Raw genomic sequence first — 20,961 nt, 5'->3', positions numbered from 1 at the left:
GCTGCGCAGCAGCCCCTGCACACTACAGCTCGAACCCGAGCATCAGCGCACACACCACCAGGAACCCGCAGAACATTGCCCGCAGCACCTTCTCCGGCAACGCATGGGCCAGCTTCACGCCCCAGCTGATGCTGAGCAAACCACCGATCGCCAGGGGGATACCGACGCTCCAGACGACACTCTGGTGCAGGCCATAGGTCAATAGCGTCACCAGGGTGCTCGGCGCCGCCAGCGCCAGCGACAGGCCCTGGGCCACGACCTGGGTCGTGCCGAACACCGAAGTCAATATCGGCGTGGCCACCACCGCCCCACCCACGCCGAACAGCCCGCCCATGGTCCCGGCAAAGCTGCCCAACACGCCCAGCCACGGCCACCGATAGCGCAGCTGGTTGCTCGGCGGCCTCACCGGCAGGAACATCCGCGCCACGTTCCACACCGCCAGGACCACCAGAAAACCGACGAAGTACAGGCGCATTGACTGGGCATCGATCCCGACGGCCCAGATCGCCCCCAGCCAGGCGAACACGAAACTGCACAACGACAACGGCACGGCATGGCGCAGCTCGATGCGGTTGCGCTGGTGATAGCGCCACAACGCCAACAGCACGTTGGGCACCACCATCACCAGCGCCGTGCCCTGGGCCAGCTGCTGGTCGAGGCCGAACAACACCCCCAGCGCCGGAATCGCGATCAACCCGCCACCAATACCAAACAAGCCGCCCAAGGTACCCAGCGCCGCCCCCAACACGATATACATCAACCACTCGATCATCCGGGCCTCTTGCGCCTGTTTCAGAGAATGAGCAGCATGCTACCCAGTCGCGGCTAGCGGGGAAACGCACAGCAGCGCACAATGGCTGTGCGTATCTTGCATAAGCACACCCTCTATGAGCCCCGATATTCTCACCGAACAACTGAGCCTGTTTCTCGACGTGCTGGAAACCGGCAGTTTCTCCGCCGCCGCCCGTCGCCACCCCTTGACCCCCTCCGCCGTGGCCCGGCGCATCGACAATCTGGAAAGCGCCGTGGGCAGCCGCCTGTTCTCGCGCAGCACCCATGCCGTGCGCCCCACTCCGGCAGGCAACGCGTTCGCCGAGCGGGCCCGGCGTATCATCGAAGAGCTGCGCCTGGCGCGGGCCGAGGCGGTGTCGCTGAGCAATGCCCCCGAAGGCTTGATTCGCATCGACGCCCCGGCCGCCTTTGGCCGACGCCACCTGGCCCCGGCCATTGCCGACTTCCTGGTGGCCTACCCCGGGCTCGACGTGCAACTACGCCTGATCGACAGCTTCGTCGACCTGCACGGCAGCCACCTGGGCGAAGTCGACCTGGTGCTGCGCGCCGGCCCCCTGGCCGACACCCGCCTGGTGGCCACGCCCCTGGCCTACATGGTGCGCATCGCCTGCGCCAGCCCCGCCTACCTGGCCAGCCGCGGGGTGCCGGCTTGCCCCAGCGAGCTGCCCGGCCACGATGGCCTGGACTGGGATGGCCTGGCACCGCCGTTCGCCTGGCGCTTCAACGTCGACGGCCAGACCCGGCTGTACCGCCCCGCCCGCATGCGCATGGCCGCCAACAACGCCGAGACCCTGCTGTTCGGTGCCCTCGCAGGATTGGGCGTGGCCCACCTGCCCACCTGGTTGATCAGCGACTACCTGCTGCGTGGCGAATTGCTCCCGCTGTTTTGCCAAAGCGGCCTGCCCGAGCCCGAAACCAGCGGCATTTATGCCCTGCGCCTGGAACACGAAACGAACTCTCGCAGCCGTTTGCTGCTCGAATTCCTCAAGAGCCGATTCAGTCCGCTACCACCTTGGGACCTGGCCCTGAGAAGCGAGCTGCGCTGGTAATGAGCGCACCAAGCTTTGGCGTGCTAGATTTCCATCCTCATCGATACCAAGGACCTGCATGAACGCCGACACCCAAGCTCCCTGCAACGAGCTATTGCTGGACAACCAGGTGTGCTTCGCCCTGCACTCCACCTCGTTGCTGATGACCAAGGTCTACAAACCGCTGCTGCAGGCCCTGGGCCTGACCTACCCGCAATACCTGGCCATGCTCGTGCTGTGGGAACGGGACGGCATGACCGTGGGCGAGATCAGCCAGCGCCTGCTCACCGACCCCGGCTCCCTGACCCCCTTGCTCAAGCGCCTGGAAAGCGAAGGCCTGCTCAAGCGCAGTCGCAGCCGCGAGGACGAGCGCGTGGTGCTGGTGCAACTGACCGACAAGGGCCGCGCCTTGCAAGGCGAAGCCCGCCGCGTGCCCCACTGCATCCTCCAGGCCAGCGGCCACAGCGCCGAACAGCTGCAAAAACTGCAAGCCGACCTGCTGGCACTGCGCGCGCAACTGCAAGATCACCTCTGACGGCTATGCTGTGCGCGAGCTGTTCGATGAATGGTCGAATATTTAACTTGCGCGCAAAATAACTGCACGCTAATTTAAGTCCATGCCCACTCAGCGCCGACGGCGCGCAGCACACAAGCGAGGCTCAAGATGCAAAAGGTCACTCCGCTGTACATCGCAGAAGCCACCTCCACCGGCGGTCGCGACGGCAAATCGCGCTCCAGCGACGGCAAGCTGGAGGTCAAGCTGAGTACCCCCAAGGAGCTGGGTGGTGCCGGTGGCGAGGGCACCAACCCCGAGCAGATGTTCGCCGCCGGTTACTCGGCCTGCTTCATCGGCGCGCTGAAGTTCGTTGCCGGGCAGGAGAAAAAGGCCCTGCCGGCCGATGCCTCGATTACCGCCAAGGTCGGTATTGGCCAGATCCCGGGTGGTTTCGGCCTGGACATCGACCTGCACATCAACCTGCCGGGCCTGGCCCAGGCCGACGCCCAAGGGCTGGTGGAGAAGGCGCATAAGGTCTGCCCTTATTCCAACGCCACCCGTGGCAATGTGGATGTGCGCTTGCATGTGACTGTCTGACCGCAGCGGTGGCTATTCCTGTAGGAGCGGCCTTGTGTCGCGAAAGGACCGCAAAGCGGTCCCAGAATTCGCAAGGCCGAATCTGCTATTTGCCTGTTCCACTGTCGGGGGCGCTTTGCGCCCCTTTCCGACCGGTCCGACGCCTCGGCAAGGCCGCTCCTACAGGGGGTGAGGAAAGCCGCCAGAGACAGGCACAAAAAAACCCGGCCAAGGCCGGGTTTTTGTGCTCGTCGCGAGAAGATTACTTCTTCGAACGGCCCTTGAAGCTGTTGTCGCGGGTGTCGATGTCGATCCACTCGTCGATCTGGATGAAGTCGGCAACCGAGATCTCGGTACCGTTCTTCAGCTTGGCAGGCTTCATGACCTTGCCCGAGGTGTCGCCACGTGCAGCGTTCTCGGTGTAGACGACCTGACGGCTGATGGTGGTCGGCAGTTCTACCGATACCAGGCGGCCTTCGAAGAACACCGCTTCGCAGATGTCTTCCATGCCTTCTTCGATGTACGGCAGAACGGCGTCGATGTCTTCGGCGTTCAGTTCGTACATGGTGTAGTCGGTGGTGTCCATGAAGGTGTACGAGTCACCGCTGATGAACGACAGGGTCGCTTCTTTGCGATCCAGGATCACGTCGTCCAGCTTGTCGTCCGCACCGTATACGGTTTCGGTCTTGTAGCCGGTCAGCAGGTTCTTCAGCTTGGTCTTCATGATCGCGCTGTTACGGCCCGACTTGGTGAACTCAGCTTTCTGAACCAGCCACGGGTCGTTGTCGATCCGCAGGACGGTACCGGGTTTCAGTTCTTTACCAGTTTTCATTACGAAGTATCCGAATCTGGATGGATTTATAAAAATCGAGGCCGCGTATCATAGCGAATTTCGGTAAAACTGTACCAGCCTCGTGGCAAGGTCCGGCCGAGCGGCCTGCGCGGCCTGCCACTGCCGGGCATGTGCGCGCACTTCGTCCCAGTGCGGCTGCAGCGCCGCCCAGGCCTGCCCCATCGGCCGATCCATGTTCCAGGCCCGCCACAGCTCGACCAGCGCCTGCCCGGCAGCCGGCGACAGCCCTTCACGGTAGAGGGCGAGGAACGCCTCGAGCTTGTCCCAGTGGGCGTTCTCATCTTGGATGTAGATGTGCCACAGCATCGGCACGCCGGCCCATTGCGCGCGGACGAAGGAATCCTCGCCGCGCACGGCGTTGAAGTCGCAGCTCCACAGCAGCCGGTCGTAGTCGTCCTGGCTGACGAAAGGCAGCACCTGCACCGTCAGCCCGCCACGCCGATGCAGCGCGCCCACGGGCAACTGCGCCGTGCCCAGCCATGCGCCCAGGTCCCCGAGGATGCGCCCCTGCGGCACCAGCAGGTGGGTGGGCTGGGCATCCGCAGCCAGCACATCGAGCCAATTGCCCAACTGCGGGTTCTCATAGGCGAACAGCGAGATCAGCCGCGCGCCTTCCTGAGGCTGCACGCCCAGCCCACCAAGGAACCTCTCCCGCTCACCGAGCGTCTGGCGCAAGGCCTGGCAACGCGGCAGCAGGCTGGCTTCACGCAGCAGGCCGCCGGTCTGCTCGGTGAAGCCTGGGAAGAAGAAGTACTTGCGCAGCCCATTGGCCTGGGGCGACGGCAAACCATGACAGCCTTGCACCCAGTCTTCGGCGCTCAGGTAGTCCAGGTTCAACCACAAGGGGGGCGTGGGCTGCTGGGCCATGGCCTGGACGTAGCCGTCCGGCAGTTGGCAGGCGAAGGCGCCGATCACCACCTGGGCCGGCTCCGCGCCTGGCCAGGTGGCGGGCCAGTGGCGAATCTCCACCCCTTGCTGCCATTGCTGCGCCGCCCCAGGGTCAAGCTGCGGGCATAGCCGCAGGAAAGCTTGCCGGTCATCGACCCACAGGCGCACGGCCATGCCGTGCTCGGCCACCAACTGCCGGGCCAGGCGCCAGGTCACGCCGATATCGCCATAGTTGTCAACGACCGTACAGAAGATGTCCCAGGTGGGTTTCATGGCCAGGTTCCGATGCCTGCGAAAAAAAGACCGCGGATTGTGCGGGCAAATGCCCGCGGACAAAAGCATGGCACTGAAAATAACCGCCGGGCCATGCGACAATGGCGCCCTCGACCCGCCTGCCAGGAGGCCGCCATGCCCCGCCCCCGCGAACTTAAGATTACCTTGAAGCCCGTGCAGTTGATCCTGTGCGTGGCCTTCGGCCTGTGGCTCGGCGCCGTGGCCATCGCCCTGAGCCTGTGGCTGGCCCAGCGCCTGTGGCCCGGGCAGGCGCAACCGCTGCTCGAGGCCGCAGCCCCTGCCTTGCTGCAACCTGCGCCGGCCCACGCGCCAGCACCGAGCGAAGACGCCCAGGCGCAGATGTTCGAACGCTACCAGCAGATCCTTCACCAGCAAGAGCTGCAGCAGGCCGCCGAGGCCGCCCAGGGCAACCCGCGCAACCTGAACAGCCCCAAGTGCCAGTTCTGGCTGCAACAGAACCGCACCGCGCCGACCGACAAGAGCCAGGCCAACGTCCTGGAGTTCTGCTACTGACCATGGACAAACCCGCCCTGCTGCAACGCATCGTCGCCACCCTCGAACAGGACATGGAGGTGCTGCGCCGCGCCGCCCAGACCGCCTACGAGGCCGCCACCGCCGAAGAAAACATCGCCGAGAACAAGTACGACACCCTGGGGCTGGAGGCGTCGTACCTGGCCACCGGGCAGGCGCGGCGCACCGCCGAGATCCGCCAGGCGCTGGTCACCTATCAGCAATTGCTGTTGCGCGATTACGACCCGGCACGGGGAATCCAGATCGGTTGCCGGGTGACCCTCGAAGATGAGGCGGGCCAGCAACGCCAGCTGTTCCTCGGGCCCGAGGGCGCCGGATTGAAGATTGGTGAAGGCGCCGAGCAGGTGACTGTGATCACCCCGCGTGCGCCGCTGGGCCAGCAACTGCTCGGCAAGCGGGTGGATGACGAGATCAGCCTGGTGGTCAATGGGCTGGCGCAGGTTCAATTCATCATCGACGTCAGCTGACGCCTACAAGGCATTGAACTGCTTGGCCAACCCCTGCTCGGCGAAACGCTCCACGACATAGTCGATGAACGCCCGAGTCTTGCCCGGCAGCAACTTGTGCTCGGCGTAGTACAGGCTGATGTGCCCATCATCCACGTACCAGTCCGGCAACACCCGGGCCAAACGCCCCGTGTTCAAATACGGCAGTGCGAACGGCAGGCTCACCAGGGCGATGCCCAGCGCTTGCTCGGCCACTGCGCAGGCGGCGTCGGAATCGCTCATGGTCATGGTCTGCGGCAGTTGCAACGGGCACTGCTCCTGCCAGCGACTGGTCAACGGCCAGGCCCGCACCCGTCCGGTCTGTGGCGAACGGATCAGGATACCGGCATGACGCTGCAGCCCCTGCGGATGTTCGATCGGCGGGCACCGCTGCAGGTAGGCTGGGGCGGCCACCAGCACCCGGTGCGCCGGGGTCAGCTTGCGCGCCACCACCCCCGGCGGCAACTCGAAACCACCACCGATGGCGGCGTCGAAGCCCTGGCCGATCAGGTCCACCTGGCGATTGTCGAAGTGCCAGTCGGGGGTGATCGCCGGGTAACGGCGCAGGAACTCGGCCAACAGCGGCAGCACGTAGAGGCGCCCGAACACCATCCCCATGCTCACCCGCAGCAAACCGGCCGGCTGGCCTTCGGCACTGGCCAGGTTGGCCATGGCGTACTGGATGGTGCGCAAGCTGTCGCTGACCTCACCCAGGAATCGCTGCCCGGCCTCGGTCAGGGTCAGCTTGCGCGTGCTGCGCTGGAACAGCCGTACCCCCAGGCGGGCCTCCAACTGAGCGACGTTCTTGCCCACTGCCGCCGGGGTCAGGGACAGGCGCCGGGCCGCTTCGGCAAAGCTGCCGACCTCGGCGCTACGGACGAAACATTCGAGGCTGCTGAACGATTCCATAGGGCCATTACCAACCAAAGGTTTACTCTGCATATCGTGATTGCCATCTTATCAGCAGGTAATCCAAGGTCGATACTGCGTCCATCCAAGGCATCCGGCCTGGCTTGAACGCAGGAGATCAGCATGTCCCAGCAACTTCCCCTCACCGGCAAGGTGGCCCTGGTCCAGGGCGGCTCCCGTGGTATCGGCGCGGCCATCGTCCGCCGTCTGGCCCGCGACGGCGCCAAGGTCGCCTTCACCTATGTCAGCTCCGCCACCGTGGCCCAGGCCCTGGCCGCGCAGATCAACGACAACGGCGGCCAGGCCCTGGCCCTGCGCGCCGACAGCGCCGATGCCAGCGCCGTGCAACAAGCCGTGGCCGACACCGTCCAGGCCTTCGGTGGCCTGGATATCCTGGTCAACAACGCCGGTGTGCTGGCGGTGGCGCCGGTGGCAGAGTTCGACCTTGGCGAGTTCGATCGTCTGCTGGCGGTCAACGTGCGCAGCGTGTTCGTCGCCACCCAAGCCGCGGTGAAGCACATGGGCCAGGGCGGGCGCATCATCAATATCGGCAGCACCAACGCCGAGCGCATGCCGTTCGCCGGCGGCGCCCCCTACGCCATGAGCAAGTCGGCGCTGGTCGGCCTGACCAAGGGCCTGGCGCGCGACCTGGGGCCGCAGGGGATCACCGTCAACAACGTGCAACCGGGGCCGGTGGACACCGACATGAACCCGGCCAGCGGCGAGTTCGCCGACAGCCTGATCCCGTTGATGGCGATCGGCCGCTATGGGCAGGTGGAAGAGATCGCCAGTTTCGTCGCCTACCTGGCTGGGCCCGAGGCGGGGTACATCACCGGGGCGAGCCTGCTGGCCGATGGTGGGTTCGCGGCCTGATTCACCACAGCCCTTGTAGGAGCGGCCTCGGCAAGGCGTCGGACCGGTCGGAAAGGGCTGCGCAGCGGCCCCGGCAATCCATGCGTCGATGCTGAAATCCTGGGGCTGCTATGCAGCCCTTTCGCGACACAAGGCCGCTCCTACAGGGCAGCATCAGGTCGATGGAAGGCTCTGTTCCATTACGTCGAGAAACGCCCGCGCCGCCGGCGTGGGGCTCGGCGACCAGACTGCATACAGATGCCGCACCGGCGCCTCCACCAGCGGCACCATGACGACATCCTTGAAGCCCCGAGCGATACGCTCGGGGACCAGGCCAACGGCCATGCTCCGCTGGACGAACTTTTCCACCAGGCGAATATGGCCGATTTCGAATTGCACCCGATGCCGCAACCCTGCCGCCTGGAACGCCTCGTCGGTCTGCCGACGCGCCCCGGTGCCCTCGGGAAAGTCCACCAGCACCTCGTCGGCCAGCTCGGCCAGGGCCAGCTGCGCCTTGCCCGCCAAACGATGGCCAGGCGGCAGCACCGCCAGCAACTCCTCCCGCGCCAGCAGGCGATGCTGCACACCGTGCAGCACTTCGCCCTGCCACAAACCGATGAAGCCGACGTCCAGGCGCCGCTCGCACACATCGGCCAGCAGCAGCTCGCTCTTGGCGGTCAACCAGCGCACCTCGACATCCGGATAACGCTGGTGGAACACCGCCAGCAGGTCGACCAAATCCAGCGCCGTGAGCGAGCTGATTTCGCCGATCGACAGGCGCCCACGCACCTGTCCGCAGGCGGCCGCGACATCCTCGGCCACCCGCCTGGCCGCCGCCACCGCCGGCCGGGCGCTGAGCACGAAGGCCTCGCCGGCCGGGGTCAGGCGCACGCGCCGCGAGCTGCGCTCGAACAGGCTCACCCCCAACTGCGCCTCCAGGCGCGCCACCTGGTGGCTGAGCGCCGACTGCACCACATGGCAACGCTCGGCGGCGCGGGTGAAGCTGCCACTGTCGGCCACAGCCAGGGCATATTCGAGCTGCTTGAGGTTCATCGATCTATCTGCTTTCAAGATGGATAAGTTGAAAACTATACATTGGTGTCATGCCAGACACTTCCTGATACTTGCCACCACACAACCTTGCCTGCAACGAGACTGCCCATGAACTCCCCGACTCTCGGTCGCGCCCTGATCCTGCTGATGGCCACCGCCACCGGCCTGGCCGTGGCCAGCAACTACTACGCCCAGCCGCTGCTGCACAGCATCGCCCAACAGTTTGGCCTGAGCACCGCCAGCGCCGGCACCATCGTCATCGCCGCCCAGCTCAGCTACGGCGCCGGACTGTTGCTGCTGGCGCCGCTGGGCGACCTGTTCGAACAGCGCCGGCTGATCGTGACCATGGTACTGATCGCCACCGCCGGCCTGGTGATCAGCGCTTGCGCGCCGAGCCTGCCGTGGCTGCTGTTCGGCACAGCGCTGACCGGGTTGTTCTCGGTGGTGGCGCAAGTGCTGGTGCCCATGGCCGCCGCCCTCAGTGTCCCGCAGCAACGCGGCCGCGCCGTGGGCACATTGATGAGCGGGTTGCTGCTGGGCATCCTGCTGGCGCGCACCGCCGCCGGCTTCATGGCCGAGCTGGGCGGCTGGCGCAGCATCTATGTGCTGGCGGCGCTGCTGATGGCGCTCAGCGCCCTGGCCCTGTACCGCAGCCTGCCGCAGCACCACAGCCACGCCGGGCTGAAGTACCCGGCGCTGATCGGCTCGGTGTTTCGCCTGTTCCTCGAAGAGCCGGTGCTGCGCCTGCGTTCGTTGCTCGGGCTGCTGGCGTTCAGCCTGTTCGCCTTGTTCTGGACGCCCCTGGCATTCCTGCTGAGCGATGCGCCCTACCACTATTCGGACGCGGTAATCGGCCTGTTCGGCCTGGCTGGCGCGGTCGGTGCGCTGGCGGCCAACTGGGCCGGGCGCCTGGCCGACCGCGGCAAGGGCCCGCTGGGCACTACCGTTGGCCTGGTGGCGCTGTTGCTGTCGTGGGTGCCGCTGGGCTTCGCGCAAAGTTCGCTGGCGGCGTTGCTGGTGGGGGTGTTGCTGCTCGACCTGGCGGTGCAGCTGGTGCATGTGAGCAACCAGAACGCGGTGATCGTGCTGCGCCCCGAGGCCCGCACACGGCTCAATGCCGGTTACATCACCTGCTACTTCATCGGCGGGGCGTTGGGGTCGCTGCTGGGGACGCAGCTGTTCGAGGTGCATGGGTGGGATGGGATCGTGGTAGCGGGGCTGGTGATCGGGGCGCTTGCGCTGGTGGTGTGGGGGCTGGCTGAGCGCAAGCGAGGGAAACGCCTGAGCGTCGGGATATCCCCCCTGTAGGAGCGGCCTTGTGTCGCGAAAGGGCCGCGTAGCGGCCCCGGCGATATCAGCTTGATGCACGAATCCTGGGGGCGCTTCGCACCCCTTTCCGACCGGTCCGACGCCTCGGCAAGGCCGCTCCTGCAGGGATTTGTGCATGCCTGGTCAGCCTGACTTGCCCTCGATGAACGCTTCGTCCACCCGCGCCAGTTGCGTTTCGCTGAGCATCCCCGCCTGGTAGTGCAGCTTGATCCACGCCAACAGGTAGTCGTAGCGCGCCTGGGCCAGGTCGCGGCGAGTGGTGGCCAACTGCTGCTCGGCGTTGAGCACATCGAGGTTGACCCGCTCGCCCCCTTGCACGCTCTTGCGCGTGGACACCACCAGCGCCTCGGCCGCCACCAGCGCCCGCTCATAGGCACGCAGGCGGCTGGCGCCGGACTGGCAGGCGTTGTACTGCTTGCGCAGTTCGATCAGCGCGCTGCGGGTGTTGCCGTCCAGCTCGTACTCGGCCTGCTCCAGGTGCCGGCTGGCCTGGCGGGTCGAGGCCATCACCCCGCCGCCGGCGAAGATCGGCACGCTGACCTCGATGCCCACGGTATTGGTGTCGTAGCGCTGGTTGTAGGTGTTGCCGCTGTCCGACTCCTGGCGCCGCGAGGTGGCGAAGGCGGTGACCTTGGGCAGGTGCCCGGCGCGGTTACGCTCCACTTCGTAACGCGCCACATCCAGCGCCTGGCGCGATGAGGCCAGCTGCGGGTTGTTGGCCAGCGCGCGCGCCTGCCAGGCCTCGTAGCCGCTCGGGTCGACCACCGGCAAGGCGAAGCCGACGCGCAGCGGCGCCAGGTCCTCGACCCGTACCGCCGGCTCGCCGATCAGCGCGCCCAGCTCGCGCAGGGCGGCGTCCTGGTCGTTGCGCGCCTGGATCTCTTCGGCATCGGCCAGTTCATAGCGGGCCTGGGCTTCGAGAATGTCGGTGCGCGTGCCTTCGCCGGCATCGAACAGCCGCTGGTTCTGCTGGAACTGCTGGCGGTAGGCCTGCTTGCTGGCAACGCTGATGGCGATCTGGTCCTGGGCGAACAGCGCCTGGGTGTAGCTGGTCATCACCCGCACCAGCAGTTGCTGGCTCTGGTCGCGGAAGCTCTCGTCGGCGTACAGCGCCTGGGCCACGCCCTTGCGGTAGCTGGCATAGGCCTCGTAGTCGAACAGCGGCTGCTGGAGGATGAAGGTCGAACCCATGCTGTTGTAGTTGCGGTCTTCCTTTTGCCGCCGCGAATCCCCCAGGTAGCGCACCTCGGAGTCGTTGCGCCCTTTGTTGTAGCTGTACGAGATGTTCGGCAGCAGGCCGGCGCGGCCGATGGCGCGGTATTCCTGGCCCGCCTCGCGGGCCTTGAAGGCGGCAAGGTAGGTCGGGTCGCGGCGCAGGGCCTGCTCGTAGACCTGGAACGGCCCCATGGCCGCCTGGGTGGCTGCCGGCAGCCAGGCACAGGCGACCAGCAGCCCGATCAGTGGGTACTTCTTCACTGGGCGTCCTTATTGTTCGGTCAAGGCGGTACCTGCGCGATCGAGCAGGGGTTTGAACAGGTAGTTGAGCAGCGAGCGCTCACCGGTACGCACGAACAGCTCGGCCGGCATGCCCGGGCGGATCGCCAGGCCCTGCAGGCGCGCCAGCGCCTCTTCGCTGACGGTGCTGCGCAGCACGTAGTACGGCTGGCCGCTGCGTTCGTCGATCAACTGGTCGGCGGAAACCAGCGCCACCTCCCCGCTGACCCGCGGCGTGCGGTTCTGGTTGAAGGCGGTGAACAGGATGTCCACCGGCAGCTGCAGGGCGACCTTGTCCACCAGGTTCACCGGCAGGCGCCCTTCCACTTCCAGCGCGGTGCCCTGGGGCACGATCTCCAGCAAGGTATCGCCGGCGCGCACCACCGCGCCTTCAGTGTGCACGCCAAGGTTGACCGCGATACCGTCGGCCGGCGCCAGGATCTCGCTGTGCTGCAATTCGAAGTGCGCGGAATTGAGCTGCTGCTCCAGGGTCGCGGCCTTGACCTGGGCCTCGGCCAGTTGGCTGCGCACCTCCTTCTGGTACTCCTCGCGGCGCTGTTGCAGGTTGAGCCGCGCCTCGACGATCACCTGCTCCAGGCGCGCGCTTTCGCCGGCGTTCTGCGCCAGGTCGCGCTGCACCTGCGACAACTGGCGCTGGTACTCGAGCACGCGGTTGCGCGGGATGTAGCCATCGCCGGCCAACGGGCGCAGGCTGTCCAGTTGCTCGCGCAGCGAGTCGGCCTGGGCCTGCAGGTCGCCACGGGCGCGGCGCATGCCGCCCAACTGGGCCTGGGAGCCATCGATGCTCGCCGCCAGCGCGCCCTGCTCGCGGGCCTGGGCCTGGCGACGGCTGTCGAACAGCTGCCGCTGGCCTTCGAGGATCAACGCCAGGCGGGCGTCGGTGTCTTCCAGCAGCTCGGCGGGAAACTGCACCTGGGCCAGGTTGTCGCGCTCGCTCTGCCAGCGTGCCAGGCTGGCGCGGGTCATGCGGTACTGGGCCTGCAAGGCATCGACATCGGCCTGCGCCTGGGTGCCGTCAAGGCGAAACAGCGGCTCGCCCTGGTGCACCGCCTGGCCCTCGCTGACCAGGATCCGGCTGACCACGCCCGCCGCCATCGACTGCACCGCCTTGCGCTTGCCCGAGACCACCACGGTGCCTTGCACCGGCACCCCCTGGTCGAGCGGCGCCAGGCTGGCCCAGGCCATGAAGCCGCCAAAGCCAAGCAGCGTCAGCGCCCAGCCCAGGCGCACATGGAAACGGGCATCGCGTTCGTGTCGGCTCATGCGCCACCTCCGGCCTGCAGCGGTCGTTGCGCCTGGGCCTGGCCCATGGCATGGAGAATGTCGCGGGCAGGCCCGAAGCCCTGCATGCGGCCTTCGTTCATCACCAGCAACTTGTCGGCCTGGGCCAGCGCCGCGCTGCGATGGGTCACCAGCACCACGGTACGGCCCTGGGCCTTGAGCTGCACCAGCGCGCTGGCCAGGGCCGATTCGCCGTGGCTGTCGAGGTTGGAGTTGGGCTCGTCGAGCACCACCAGGCTGGGGTTGCCGTACAAGGCGCGGGCCAGGGCGATGCGCTGCTTCTGCCCACCGGACAGGTCGACGCCCTCCTCGCCCAGGCGCGTGTCGTAGCCCTGGGGCAGGCGCAGGATCAGCTCGTGGACCCCGGCCAGGCGCGCGGCCTCGACCACCTTGTGGCTGTCCAGCTCGCCGAAGCGGGCGATATTCTCGGCGATGCTGCCGCGCAGCAGCTCGATAGTCTGGGGCAGATAGCCAATGTGCGGGCCGAGGGCCTCGCGGTCCCACTGGCTGAGCTCGGCGCCATCCAGGCGGACATGGCCGCCAAGGGTCGGCCACACGCCAACCAGGACCTTGGCCAGGGTCGACTTGCCCGAACCCGAGGCCCCCAGCACCCCCAGCAACTCCCCCGCCGCCAGGGCGAAGTGCACCTGCTGCAAGGTGGCCTGGTTACGCCCGGGCGGGCCGGCACTGATCTGCTCCACGCTCAGTTGCCCGGTCGGCGCCGGCAACGGCATCGGTGCCGGTGGCTCCGGGTGCTCGCGCAGCAGGCTGTCCAGGCGCTGGTAGGCCAGCTGGGCGCCGCTCCATTGCTTCCATACCGCGATCAGCTGGTCGATCGGCGCCAGCACCCGGCCCATGAGGATGGACCCGGCGATCATCATGCCCGGGGTCATCTGCCCCTCGATCACCAGCAGCGCCCCCAGCCCCAGCACCAGCGATTGCAGGCACAGGCGCAGGCCCTTGCTGGTGGCGGTGATCACCGCCGAGGTGTCGCTGGCCTTGTTCTGCAGGTCGAGGAACCGCCCGTGCAGGCTGAACCAGCGCTGGCGCAACGCGCCGAGCATGCCCATGGCCTGGATGCTCTCGGCGCTCTGCAACTGGCTGCCGGCCAGTTGCGTCGATTGCTGCTGGAAGCCGCTGGCCTCGGCCAGGGTGGCGTGGGTCATGCGCTCGTTGAGCACGGCCAGGGCGATCAGCAGCAACGCGCCGACCGTGGCCATCACCCCGAGCCAGACGTTGAAGACGAAGATCACCGCCAGGTACAGGGGGAACCAAGGTGCGTCGAAGAAGGCGAACAACGCCGGGCCGGTGATGAACTGGCGCAGTTGGGTGAGGTCGCCCAAGGCCTGTCCGGCGGCACCATCACGCTGGCGCAAGTTGCGCTCGAAGGCCGCGCGATAGACCTTGAGGTTGAAACTTTTTTCCAGCTGGTTACCCACCCGGATGACAATGAAACTGCGCACCGCTTCCAGCGCGCCTATATACACGAAGAAACCGACCACCATCAGGGTCAGCATCCACAAAGTTGTGGTGTTCTGCGAACTCAGTACACGGTCGTACACTTGAAGCATATAAATAGACGGCACCAGCATGAGCAAGTTGATCAAGGCGGTGAAACAGCCCACGCTGATCAAGGTCGATTTATATTCGCCGAGTGCCGCCCACAAAGGCGCCCCGGGCTTTTTGCTCGGTAGTTTCATGTTTCGCCCTTGTTTACCTGAAACTTTTCAAGTTTCAGGGCGGGGTTATTTGGCCTGGCGCTGGAGCACCAGTTGGGTACCGTCCGGACGGGTCCAGGCATAGTGCCCGCCGTCACGGCTGAAGTGCACCACGCTGCTGCCATCCCCGCCCACCAGGGCCAGGGTGTCGGGCGTTACCAACCAGCTGCCGGGGCGCAGGCCGAGCAAGTCCCTGGCGCAGTCCAGGTCGCCTTCGATCTCGCCTTCGCTGGCGCCCAGGTGCAGGTTGCACGCCTGCGCCTGCTGCGCATCGGGATAAAGCGTCCAATCACCGGCCAGTTGCGCGGGATTGGGGAGTAACAGGCTGCTCGCCATAGCTACCTCGGTCATTGCCATCAGGGTCATCGCGCCCAGCGCGATCGTTCGCACAATCATGTTCATTCACCGGCCTCGTCGGCAAAAGGGGCAGCGCAAGCGCCGCCCCCTGTTGCATCAGACCACGATGTCGGTGACAGCGGCCTGGCCAACGGTGGTCACCAGGAAGTCAGCCGAGCTGTTTCCGGTGAAGTCGATGGACAGGCTGCCCAGGTTGGTGGCCTGGTCGTAGGTCAGCAGCGCCTCGCCGGCATGGCCGGTGAAGGCGTTGACGAACTGCAGCGGCAGCTTGTTCGCGGCAAAGGCCGAGATGGCCGACAGGTCGATCTTGTCCACACCCGAGGTGAAGTCCATGATCCGGTCCGGCGCCGCCTTGGTCGAGTCGCTGATGGCGGCGTAGACGAAGGTGTCCGCGCCAGTGCCGCCCCACAGTTGGTCGGCACCGCCACCGCCGTAGATGATGTCGTTGCCGGCACCACCCTTGAGCACGTTGGCCAGCGCGTTGCCGATCAGCAGGTCGTTGCCCGAGCCGCCGATGGCGTTCTCGATGGTCACGCCCTTGGCGATGGACACGTTACCGACCATGCCGCCGACGTCGGAGAACGACGCTTCGTTGAGGTTGATCTTCTGGTTCTGGGTGAACCCGGAGAAGTCGAAGGTGTCGTTGCCGCCACCGTCCCACACCGAGAACACCAGCTTCGACGAGGCCGAAGTGGCCGAGTAGAAGTCGCGGTCAGCGGTGGAGTTGAAGCCATAGGTGGTGTCGCTGGCACGGGTGGCGTAGTTGGCGCCGTAGAGCTTCTGGATCGCCAGGATGTCGTCCATCAGCGGGGCCGAGGCGTAGTACTGACCGCCGCCCTTGACGAAGCTCTGGCCGTTGTTGCTTTCGCTCCAGTAGCTCATGACGCTGTAGCCGCGGGTGTCCTGGGCGTAGTCGGCGTCACGGTAGGTCGGGTTGCCCTGGCCGGCGTTGTAGTCGCCGGGGTGGGACAGGCCGAGCACGTGGCCGATTTCGTGGGTCAGGGTCTGGCGGCCGTAGTTGCCGGTGCCTGGGGTGATGTTGACCTGGTAGCCGCTGTTGATCAGGTACCAGGACTCGCCCTTGTGCGAACCCGGGCCGTCGAACGGCAGGTAGGCGAACGCCGCGCCGCCGTTGCTGGCGCTGAAGTTGCCGAAGGTCATGTGGCCGTCGCCACCCGAGGCCGCCTCGGTGAAGGTGACCTTGGCCACGTCCGCCCAGGACTGCATGGACAGCTTGGCCTGCTCTTTCTGCAGGTCGCTGAACTGGCTGAAGGTGCCCAGTCCGCGGCTGTAGAAATCGCCCGGTGCCTTGGTCAGGAAGGTGTAGGTCAGGCTGATCGTGCCGTCCTTGTTCAGGTCTTTCCAGGACGCGCCGTCACGCAGGATGTGATCGGCGGCCTGGTCGGCCGTGAAGGACTTCTTGCCGTTGATGTTCGCGCCGCCGCGATCGTACTGGTGGGCAAAACTATTGATCAGCCCATAGGAAGCACTCGGGCCTTTCGGCTGCAGTGCGGAGACGGCCGATGCAATAGCGTTTTCTTTGACTTTCGACATGCAGGTTACTTCCTTGTTTAACAAAAAAGCCATTGATGTCAGACAGGCGTTCTTGCACCTGGCGAGAACGTCCTGTCACTCGCCCTTATGAGGCGCAAAAAAACTGACACAAAATGAAACTTGATGTCCAGCCTTTTTTGACGTCATTTTTTCGTTTTCGAAGATTCATCTGCGCCGCACTAATTTGCACAAACTGCGATGGATCAGCCGCAACACCTGAAAGCATGAGTTCCAGTCATGCACGATGACTTATTTATATAACCAATCGAAGTTTAGTTATGAAAACGCGACTTGTGGCTGATGTTCATTCGCGCTCCTTCGTCTTGGCCCAACGCGTGCGACCACGGGTCACACGACCCTCCGTCGCCTGGCCGTTGACTTGCCAGCGTGCCGGGCGCTCAGTAGGCGTTGGTCAAAAGCCCCTTCCTGACAGGACGACACAATGACAAGACTCACGGTGCAATCCGGCGATTTCTTGCAAGGTGAAGGCGAGTATCGCAATGGAGCGCTCACTCTCAAGACCCCACGCAGCCCCTGGCCCGGCGAGCGCATCTCGCTGACGCGAATCCAGGACCTGAAGCTGGCCAACCTCGAAACCACCCGCAGCCTGGGCAGCGCCCTGGGTTGGGGGGTGGCCGGCGCGCTGGTGGCCGGGCCGGTCGGCCTGCTCGCCGGCCTGCTGCTCGGCGGCAAGGAAGACGAGGTGACCTTCCTCGCTACCTTCAAGGATGGCCGCAAGCTGCTGGCGATCACCGACGGCAAGACCTGGTCGAAGATCGACGACAGCTGGCGCCGCCACCAACGGCCAGTCGCGGCCTGAAGCACGGCCCGCGTCGTTGGTATTCACAGTATTGGCCTTTCGCCGGCACGCCGGCTCCTACAGCGATCGTGCCGACGCCATGATTGCGGGAGCGGGCGTGCGACGGCACTGCCCCAGCCCAGCCCCTGAAAGGTCCGGCAGCCTGCTACCATGGCGCCCTTTTGCCCGCCCGACAGGAGCCCCGCATGACCCCGCTTCGCCCTCGCCTGCCCCTTGGCCTGCTCGGCCTGGGCCTTGCCCTGCACAGCGGCCAGGGCCTGGCCGCCGACAGCGTGACGCTGGCCCCGGTGCGCATCTCTGAAGTGCAGGACAACAGCGGCTACCAGGCACGCGAGGCCCAGGTCGGCGGCCTGCACACCGCGCCGCTGCTCGACACCCCTGCCGCGGTCAGCGTGTTCAACCGCCAACTGCTCGACGACCGCCAGGTGCGCACGCTCAGCGAGGTCCTGCACAGTGATGCCTCGGTGGGCGACAGCTATGCGCCGGTCGGCTACTACGAGAACTTCAACGTGCGCGGCTTCGAGCTCAACGCCGCCAGCAGCTACCGGATCAACGGCCAGACCATCGCTGGCGAGCAGAACGTGGCGCTGGAGAACAAGCAGCAGGTGGAACTGCTCAAGGGTTTGTCCGGGCTGCAAAGCGGCGTGTCGGAGCCTGGCGGGCTGGTCAACTACGTGACCAAGCGCCCGGAAGAGGTGCGCAGCCTCAGTGTGTCGAGCAACGAGCAGGGCGAGCGCTACCTGGCCACCGACCTGGGTGGCTGGTTCGGTGCCGAGCGCCAGTTCGGCCTGCGCCTGAACCTGGCCCATGAAGACATCCGCTCGTATGTCGACCATGCCGACGGCCAGCGCGACTTCGCCGCCCTGGCCTTCGACTGGCAGATCAACCCCAACGCGGTGCTGGAGCTGGACGCCGAGTACCAGCACCGCGAGCAGTTCTCGGTGCCGGGCTACCAACTGCTGGGCGGCACGCAACTGCCCCATGGCGTCGACCCCAAGGATCACCTGGCCTGGCAGCAATGGGCCAAGCCGGTGCAGAACGACTCGCTGAACCTGGGCGGGCGCTTCAAGTACCAGTTCAACGACAGCTGGAACGGGACCCTGAGCGCGTCGCGCAGCAAGGTGGTGATCGATGATTACAGTGCGTTTGCCTGGGGTAGCAATGGCGGCTGGGACGCCCATTTCAGCCCGGAAGGCAACTACGATATCTACGATTTCCGCAGCCCCGACGATACCCGGCGGATCGACGAGGCACAGGCCATGCTCGACGGGCGCCTCGATGCCTTCGGCGTGGGCCACGAGCTGACAGTGGGGGCCAGCGCCCAACGCCGTACGCTCGACCAGAGGCCGGGTTACAACCAGCTACTGGATCCGACTCAACCCGGCAACATCTACACGGGTGCGCCGGGATTGGCACCGTCCGACATACCGATCGGTCACAGCGAACGTCGCCTGGACAGCCGCCAGTACGGCTTGTTCTTCAGTGACCGGATTTCCTTCAACGAGCACTGGCAGACAGTGATCGGTGCCCGGGAAGTGCGCCTGGACGAAAGGACCTGGGACCAGGATGGCGTTGCAGGTCGCCACACCCAGCAATACCAGCTGCTACCCAATGCCGCACTGATCTACAAGCCGCAGCCTGATACCACCCTGTATGCCAGCTATTCGAAGGGCATTTCCGCTGGCGGTACCGCGCCATGGTTCGCCAGCAACAAATTCGAGATTCTCGCCCCCACCCTGTCGCGCCAGCTCGAAGTAGGCATCAAGCGTGACTGGCAAGGCATGAGCTTCACTGCCGCGCTGTTCCAGATCCGCCAGGCCTATCAATACGCCCGCCCCGACGCGGGTGGCGGCTTCACCTATGTGCAGCAAGGCCAGCAGAAAAACACCGGCCTGGAGCTCGGCGCCAGCGGCTGGGTCACCTCCAGGCTGCAGATCCAGGCCAGCGCCGCGGCGATCCGCGCCCGGGTGCAGGACAGCGACACCGAGGCCTACGAAGGCCACCAGGCAATCAACGTGCCGCGCCTGCGCGCCGCGTTGCAGGCCGACTATGCCCTGCCCGTGCCGGGCCTGGCGCTGCTCGGCGGTGCCCGCTACAGCGCCAGCAAGTACGCCAGCCAGGCCGGCAATGTCGAGGTCGGCGGCTACACCGTGTTCGACATCGGCAGCCGCTACCGCACCCAGATCGGCGGCTACGACACCGTGCTGCGCCTGACCGTGGACAACCTGTTCGACAAGCGCTACTGGCGCGACGTAGGCGACTACCTGGGCGACAACTACCTGTTCCAGGGTGCGCCGCGCACGGCCAGGCTGTCGGCCTCGGTCAACTTCTAAGGGCTGTAGGCGCCAGCCTTGCTGGCGAACCAGGCGATGCGGGGTTGGGCACCCGGCCACGCCGGTGTTCGCCGGCAAGGCCGGCTCCTACAAAGGGCGAGGCGCGCCTCAAGGCGTAAAACAAAAAGCCCCCGAACCTTTCGATTCGGGGGCTTCTCGTAGAATGTGGCGGTGAAGAAGGGATTTGAACCCTTGATACGATTTCTCGTATACACACTTTCCAGGCGTGCTCCTTCGACCACTCGGACACTTCACCGTTTTCTCTTCAAGCTGTTCAGCCTGTCGAGGCGCGCTAATTTAGTAGAAGCGCTTTTCTTTGGCAAGCATTTTTTTCAGAATTTTCATGCGCTTAAGCCAATCGCTGGAAAATCCCAGGCAATCAAGGCAATGCTGCCATTGTGCCCAGCGCTTTTCCCCGCGCCCAAGCCCCTGCCCTGTCGGCGCTAGGCATGGCGCCCGGGCGCTGACCGGCCAGTCAGTCTTCGCGCTTTACCTCGCCTCTCGGGCTGGGTAACGTCGTCGCCACGCCATCCAAAGGACTCTGCCATGAGCGAGCTGCTTACCTACCATGCCGAAGACGGCATCGCTACCCTGACCCTGAACAACGGCAAGGTCAACGCCATCTCGCCGGACGTGATCACAGCCTTCAATGCCGCGCTGGACCGCGCGGTGGAAGAACGCGCGGTGGTGATCATCACCGGCCAGCCGGGTATTCTCTCCGGCGGCTACGACCTCAAGGTGATGACCGCCGGGCCCAAGGAGGCCGTCGGCCTGGTTACCGCTGGCTCTACCTTGGCTCGCCGCCTGCTGTCGCACCCGTTCCCGGTGATCGTCGCCTGCCCCGGCAACGCCGTGGCCAAAGGGGCCTTCCTGCTGCTCTCGGCCGACTACCGCATCGGTGTCGAAGGCCCGTACAAGATCTGCCTGAACGAAGTGCAGATCGGCATGACCATGCATCACGCCGGCATCGAACTGGCCCGTGATCGCCTGGGCCGTGCCGCCTTCCAGCGCTCGGTCAACAATGCCGAGATCTTCGACCCGCAGGGCGCCCGCGAAGCCGGCTTCCTCGACAAGGTGGTGCCGGCCGAGCAGTTGCAGGAGGTGGCCCTGGCCGCGGCCCGCGAACTGAAGAAGCTGAACATGCTGGCGCACAAGAACACCAAGTTGAAAGTGCGCAAGGGCCTGCTGGAGGCCCTGGACGAAGCGATCCTGGTCGACCAGAACCACCTGGGCTGAGCCTTTTTGCAAGCTCTTCTGTAGGAGCGGCCTCGTGTCGCGAAAGGGCCGCGCCGCGGCC

Annotated in this window: 20 protein-coding genes and 1 tRNA gene; 10 read left to right on the top strand and 11 right to left on the bottom strand. The window is 65.6% G+C overall.

The genetic code is table 11. The annotated features are described in order from the left end of the window. Positions 1 to 22: 22 nt before the first annotated feature. A complete protein-coding gene (locus NJG22_RS18995) occupies positions 23 to 772 on the bottom strand; it encodes a sulfite exporter TauE/SafE family protein (protein ID WP_253096643.1) in 750 nt (249 codons plus the stop codon). Positions 773 to 887: 115 nt separating this feature from the next. On the opposite strand from NJG22_RS18995, the gene NJG22_RS18990 reads away from it, so the two are divergent. From NJG22_RS18990 to NJG22_RS18980, 3 genes are all read left to right on the top strand, one after another. Next, positions 888 to 1,841: a LysR family transcriptional regulator gene (locus NJG22_RS18990; protein WP_253096641.1), complete on the top strand. Its 954-nt coding sequence runs from the start codon at positions 888 to 890 to the stop codon at positions 1,839 to 1,841. Positions 1,842 to 1,899: 58 nt separating this feature from the next. After that, positions 1,900 to 2,355, top strand: coding sequence for a MarR family transcriptional regulator (locus tag NJG22_RS18985; protein WP_253096639.1), 456 nt, complete (start codon positions 1,900 to 1,902; stop codon positions 2,353 to 2,355). Between the two features lie 129 nt (positions 2,356 to 2,484). After that, positions 2,485 to 2,913: an organic hydroperoxide resistance protein gene (locus NJG22_RS18980; RefSeq protein WP_253096637.1), complete on the top strand. Its 429-nt coding sequence runs from the start codon at positions 2,485 to 2,487 to the stop codon at positions 2,911 to 2,913. Between the two features lie 241 nt (positions 2,914 to 3,154). On the opposite strand, the gene efp is transcribed toward NJG22_RS18980, so the two are convergent. Continuing rightward, positions 3,155 to 3,724 carry an elongation factor P gene (efp, locus tag NJG22_RS18975; RefSeq protein ID WP_060483780.1) on the bottom strand — a complete coding sequence of 190 codons (570 nt, stop codon included), beginning with the start codon at positions 3,722 to 3,724 and terminating at the stop codon, positions 3,155 to 3,157. Between the two features lie 48 nt (positions 3,725 to 3,772). Continuing rightward, complete coding sequence (gene earP, locus NJG22_RS18970) at positions 3,773 to 4,906, bottom strand: elongation factor P maturation arginine rhamnosyltransferase EarP (protein WP_253096635.1); 1,134 nt, start codon at positions 4,904 to 4,906, stop codon at positions 3,773 to 3,775. Positions 4,907 to 5,041: 135 nt separating this feature from the next. On the opposite strand from earP, the gene NJG22_RS18965 reads away from it, so the two are divergent. Together NJG22_RS18965 and NJG22_RS18960 are read left to right on the top strand one after the other, a co-directional pair. Next, on the top strand, positions 5,042 to 5,440 hold the full coding sequence (locus NJG22_RS18965; protein ID WP_253096634.1) for a hypothetical protein: 399 nt from the start codon (positions 5,042 to 5,044) through the stop codon (positions 5,438 to 5,440). Positions 5,441 to 5,442: 2 nt separating this feature from the next. Beyond that, positions 5,443 to 5,925 carry a GreA/GreB family elongation factor gene (locus tag NJG22_RS18960; RefSeq protein WP_253096632.1) on the top strand — a complete coding sequence of 161 codons (483 nt, stop codon included), beginning with the start codon at positions 5,443 to 5,445 and terminating at the stop codon, positions 5,923 to 5,925. 3 nt (positions 5,926 to 5,928) lie between these two features. Here the strand turns inward: NJG22_RS18960 and NJG22_RS18955 are convergent, their stop codons facing one another. Further along, positions 5,929 to 6,852: a LysR family transcriptional regulator gene (locus NJG22_RS18955; protein ID WP_253096630.1), complete on the bottom strand. Its 924-nt coding sequence runs from the start codon at positions 6,850 to 6,852 to the stop codon at positions 5,929 to 5,931. Positions 6,853 to 6,975: 123 nt separating this feature from the next. Here NJG22_RS18955 and NJG22_RS18950 point away from each other — a divergent pair, with 123 nt between their 5' ends. Continuing rightward, positions 6,976 to 7,725: a 3-oxoacyl-ACP reductase family protein gene (locus tag NJG22_RS18950; protein ID WP_253096628.1), complete on the top strand. Its 750-nt coding sequence runs from the start codon at positions 6,976 to 6,978 to the stop codon at positions 7,723 to 7,725. A 153-nt stretch (positions 7,726 to 7,878) separates the two neighbouring features. On the opposite strand, the gene NJG22_RS18945 is transcribed toward NJG22_RS18950, so the two are convergent. Continuing rightward, positions 7,879 to 8,757, bottom strand: coding sequence for a LysR family transcriptional regulator (locus NJG22_RS18945; RefSeq protein WP_253096626.1), 879 nt, complete (start codon positions 8,755 to 8,757; stop codon positions 7,879 to 7,881). Positions 8,758 to 8,865: 108 nt separating this feature from the next. Here NJG22_RS18945 and NJG22_RS18940 point away from each other — a divergent pair, with 108 nt between their 5' ends. After that, a complete protein-coding gene (locus NJG22_RS18940; protein ID WP_253096624.1) occupies positions 8,866 to 10,065 on the top strand; it encodes an MFS transporter in 1,200 nt (399 codons plus the stop codon). Positions 10,066 to 10,209: 144 nt separating this feature from the next. Here NJG22_RS18940 and NJG22_RS18935 read toward each other — a convergent pair whose 3' ends face one another. The 5 genes from NJG22_RS18935 to NJG22_RS18915 all read right to left on the bottom strand — a co-directional run bounded on the left by NJG22_RS18935 (position 10,210) and on the right by NJG22_RS18915 (position 16,511). After that, positions 10,210 to 11,493, bottom strand: a complete 1,284-nt coding sequence (locus tag NJG22_RS18935) for a TolC family outer membrane protein (protein ID WP_253096719.1) — start codon at positions 11,491 to 11,493, stop codon at positions 10,210 to 10,212. A gap of 78 nt (positions 11,494 to 11,571) precedes the next feature. After that, positions 11,572 to 12,864: an HlyD family type I secretion periplasmic adaptor subunit gene (locus NJG22_RS18930; RefSeq protein ID WP_253096622.1), complete on the bottom strand. Its 1,293-nt coding sequence runs from the start codon at positions 12,862 to 12,864 to the stop codon at positions 11,572 to 11,574. Then, positions 12,861 to 14,582, bottom strand: a complete 1,722-nt coding sequence (locus NJG22_RS18925; RefSeq protein WP_253096620.1) for a type I secretion system permease/ATPase — start codon at positions 14,580 to 14,582, stop codon at positions 12,861 to 12,863. The genes NJG22_RS18930 and NJG22_RS18925 overlap by 4 nt, the downstream gene beginning before the upstream one ends. A gap of 45 nt (positions 14,583 to 14,627) precedes the next feature. Then, positions 14,628 to 15,002, bottom strand: a complete 375-nt coding sequence (locus tag NJG22_RS18920; protein ID WP_253096618.1) for an AprI/Inh family metalloprotease inhibitor — start codon at positions 15,000 to 15,002, stop codon at positions 14,628 to 14,630. A 51-nt stretch (positions 15,003 to 15,053) separates the two neighbouring features. After that, positions 15,054 to 16,511: a serralysin family metalloprotease gene (locus NJG22_RS18915; RefSeq protein WP_253096616.1), complete on the bottom strand. Its 1,458-nt coding sequence runs from the start codon at positions 16,509 to 16,511 to the stop codon at positions 15,054 to 15,056. Positions 16,512 to 16,953: 442 nt separating this feature from the next. On the opposite strand from NJG22_RS18915, the gene NJG22_RS18910 reads away from it, so the two are divergent. Together NJG22_RS18910 and NJG22_RS18905 are read left to right on the top strand one after the other, a co-directional pair. Beyond that, the gene (locus NJG22_RS18910) at positions 16,954 to 17,331 is read left to right on the top strand and encodes a hypothetical protein (protein WP_253096614.1); all 378 of its coding nucleotides are present in this window, start codon (positions 16,954 to 16,956) and stop codon (positions 17,329 to 17,331) included. A gap of 185 nt (positions 17,332 to 17,516) precedes the next feature. Continuing rightward, positions 17,517 to 19,664: a TonB-dependent siderophore receptor gene (locus NJG22_RS18905; RefSeq protein WP_253096612.1), complete on the top strand. Its 2,148-nt coding sequence runs from the start codon at positions 17,517 to 17,519 to the stop codon at positions 19,662 to 19,664. Positions 19,665 to 19,830: 166 nt separating this feature from the next. Here NJG22_RS18905 and NJG22_RS18900 read toward each other — a convergent pair. Beyond that, a tRNA-Ser gene (locus NJG22_RS18900) sits at positions 19,831 to 19,920 on the bottom strand. Between the two features lie 290 nt (positions 19,921 to 20,210). On the opposite strand from NJG22_RS18900, the gene NJG22_RS18895 reads away from it, so the two are divergent. Beyond that, complete coding sequence (locus NJG22_RS18895) at positions 20,211 to 20,900, top strand: crotonase/enoyl-CoA hydratase family protein (protein ID WP_253096610.1); 690 nt, start codon at positions 20,211 to 20,213, stop codon at positions 20,898 to 20,900. Positions 20,901 to 20,961: the final 61 nt, after the last annotated feature.

The organism is Pseudomonas sp. VA159-2 (assembly GCF_024126635.1).
Classification (GTDB): Bacteria; Pseudomonadota; Gammaproteobacteria; order Pseudomonadales; family Pseudomonadaceae; genus Aquipseudomonas; species Aquipseudomonas muyukensis.
The sequence above is the reverse complement of the archived record's forward strand: the minus strand, read 5'-3'. Positions and strand labels throughout refer to the sequence as shown.

Coding starts and splice junctions, on each gene's coding strand:
- NJG22_RS18980 (WP_253096637.1), top strand. CDS start 2,485: ATGCAAAAGGTCACTCCGCTGTACATCGCAGAAGCCACCTCCACCGGC.
- efp (WP_060483780.1), bottom strand. CDS start 3,724: ATGAAAACTGGTAAAGAACTGAAACCCGGTACCGTCCTGCGGATCGAC.
- NJG22_RS18950 (WP_253096628.1), top strand. CDS start 6,976: ATGTCCCAGCAACTTCCCCTCACCGGCAAGGTGGCCCTGGTCCAGGGC.
- NJG22_RS18965 (WP_253096634.1), top strand. CDS start 5,042: ATGCCCCGCCCCCGCGAACTTAAGATTACCTTGAAGCCCGTGCAGTTG.
- NJG22_RS18925 (WP_253096620.1), bottom strand. CDS start 14,582: ATGAAACTACCGAGCAAAAAGCCCGGGGCGCCTTTGTGGGCGGCACTC.
- NJG22_RS18960 (WP_253096632.1), top strand. CDS start 5,443: ATGGACAAACCCGCCCTGCTGCAACGCATCGTCGCCACCCTCGAACAG.
- NJG22_RS18985 (WP_253096639.1), top strand. CDS start 1,900: ATGAACGCCGACACCCAAGCTCCCTGCAACGAGCTATTGCTGGACAAC.
- NJG22_RS18935 (WP_253096719.1), bottom strand. CDS start 11,493: ATGGGGCCGTTCCAGGTCTACGAGCAGGCCCTGCGCCGCGACCCGACC.
- NJG22_RS18905 (WP_253096612.1), top strand. CDS start 17,517: ATGACCCCGCTTCGCCCTCGCCTGCCCCTTGGCCTGCTCGGCCTGGGC.
- NJG22_RS18945 (WP_253096626.1), bottom strand. CDS start 8,757: ATGAACCTCAAGCAGCTCGAATATGCCCTGGCTGTGGCCGACAGTGGC.
- NJG22_RS18915 (WP_253096616.1), bottom strand. CDS start 16,511: ATGTCGAAAGTCAAAGAAAACGCTATTGCATCGGCCGTCTCCGCACTG.
- NJG22_RS18920 (WP_253096618.1), bottom strand. CDS start 15,002: ATGAACATGATTGTGCGAACGATCGCGCTGGGCGCGATGACCCTGATG.
- NJG22_RS18895 (WP_253096610.1), top strand. CDS start 20,211: ATGAGCGAGCTGCTTACCTACCATGCCGAAGACGGCATCGCTACCCTG.
- NJG22_RS18955 (WP_253096630.1), bottom strand. CDS start 6,852: ATGGAATCGTTCAGCAGCCTCGAATGTTTCGTCCGTAGCGCCGAGGTC.
- earP (WP_253096635.1), bottom strand. CDS start 4,906: ATGAAACCCACCTGGGACATCTTCTGTACGGTCGTTGACAACTATGGC.
- NJG22_RS18940 (WP_253096624.1), top strand. CDS start 8,866: ATGAACTCCCCGACTCTCGGTCGCGCCCTGATCCTGCTGATGGCCACC.
- NJG22_RS18930 (WP_253096622.1), bottom strand. CDS start 12,864: ATGAGCCGACACGAACGCGATGCCCGTTTCCATGTGCGCCTGGGCTGG.
- NJG22_RS18995 (WP_253096643.1), bottom strand. CDS start 772: ATGATCGAGTGGTTGATGTATATCGTGTTGGGGGCGGCGCTGGGTACC.
- NJG22_RS18910 (WP_253096614.1), top strand. CDS start 16,954: ATGACAAGACTCACGGTGCAATCCGGCGATTTCTTGCAAGGTGAAGGC.
- NJG22_RS18990 (WP_253096641.1), top strand. CDS start 888: ATGAGCCCCGATATTCTCACCGAACAACTGAGCCTGTTTCTCGACGTG.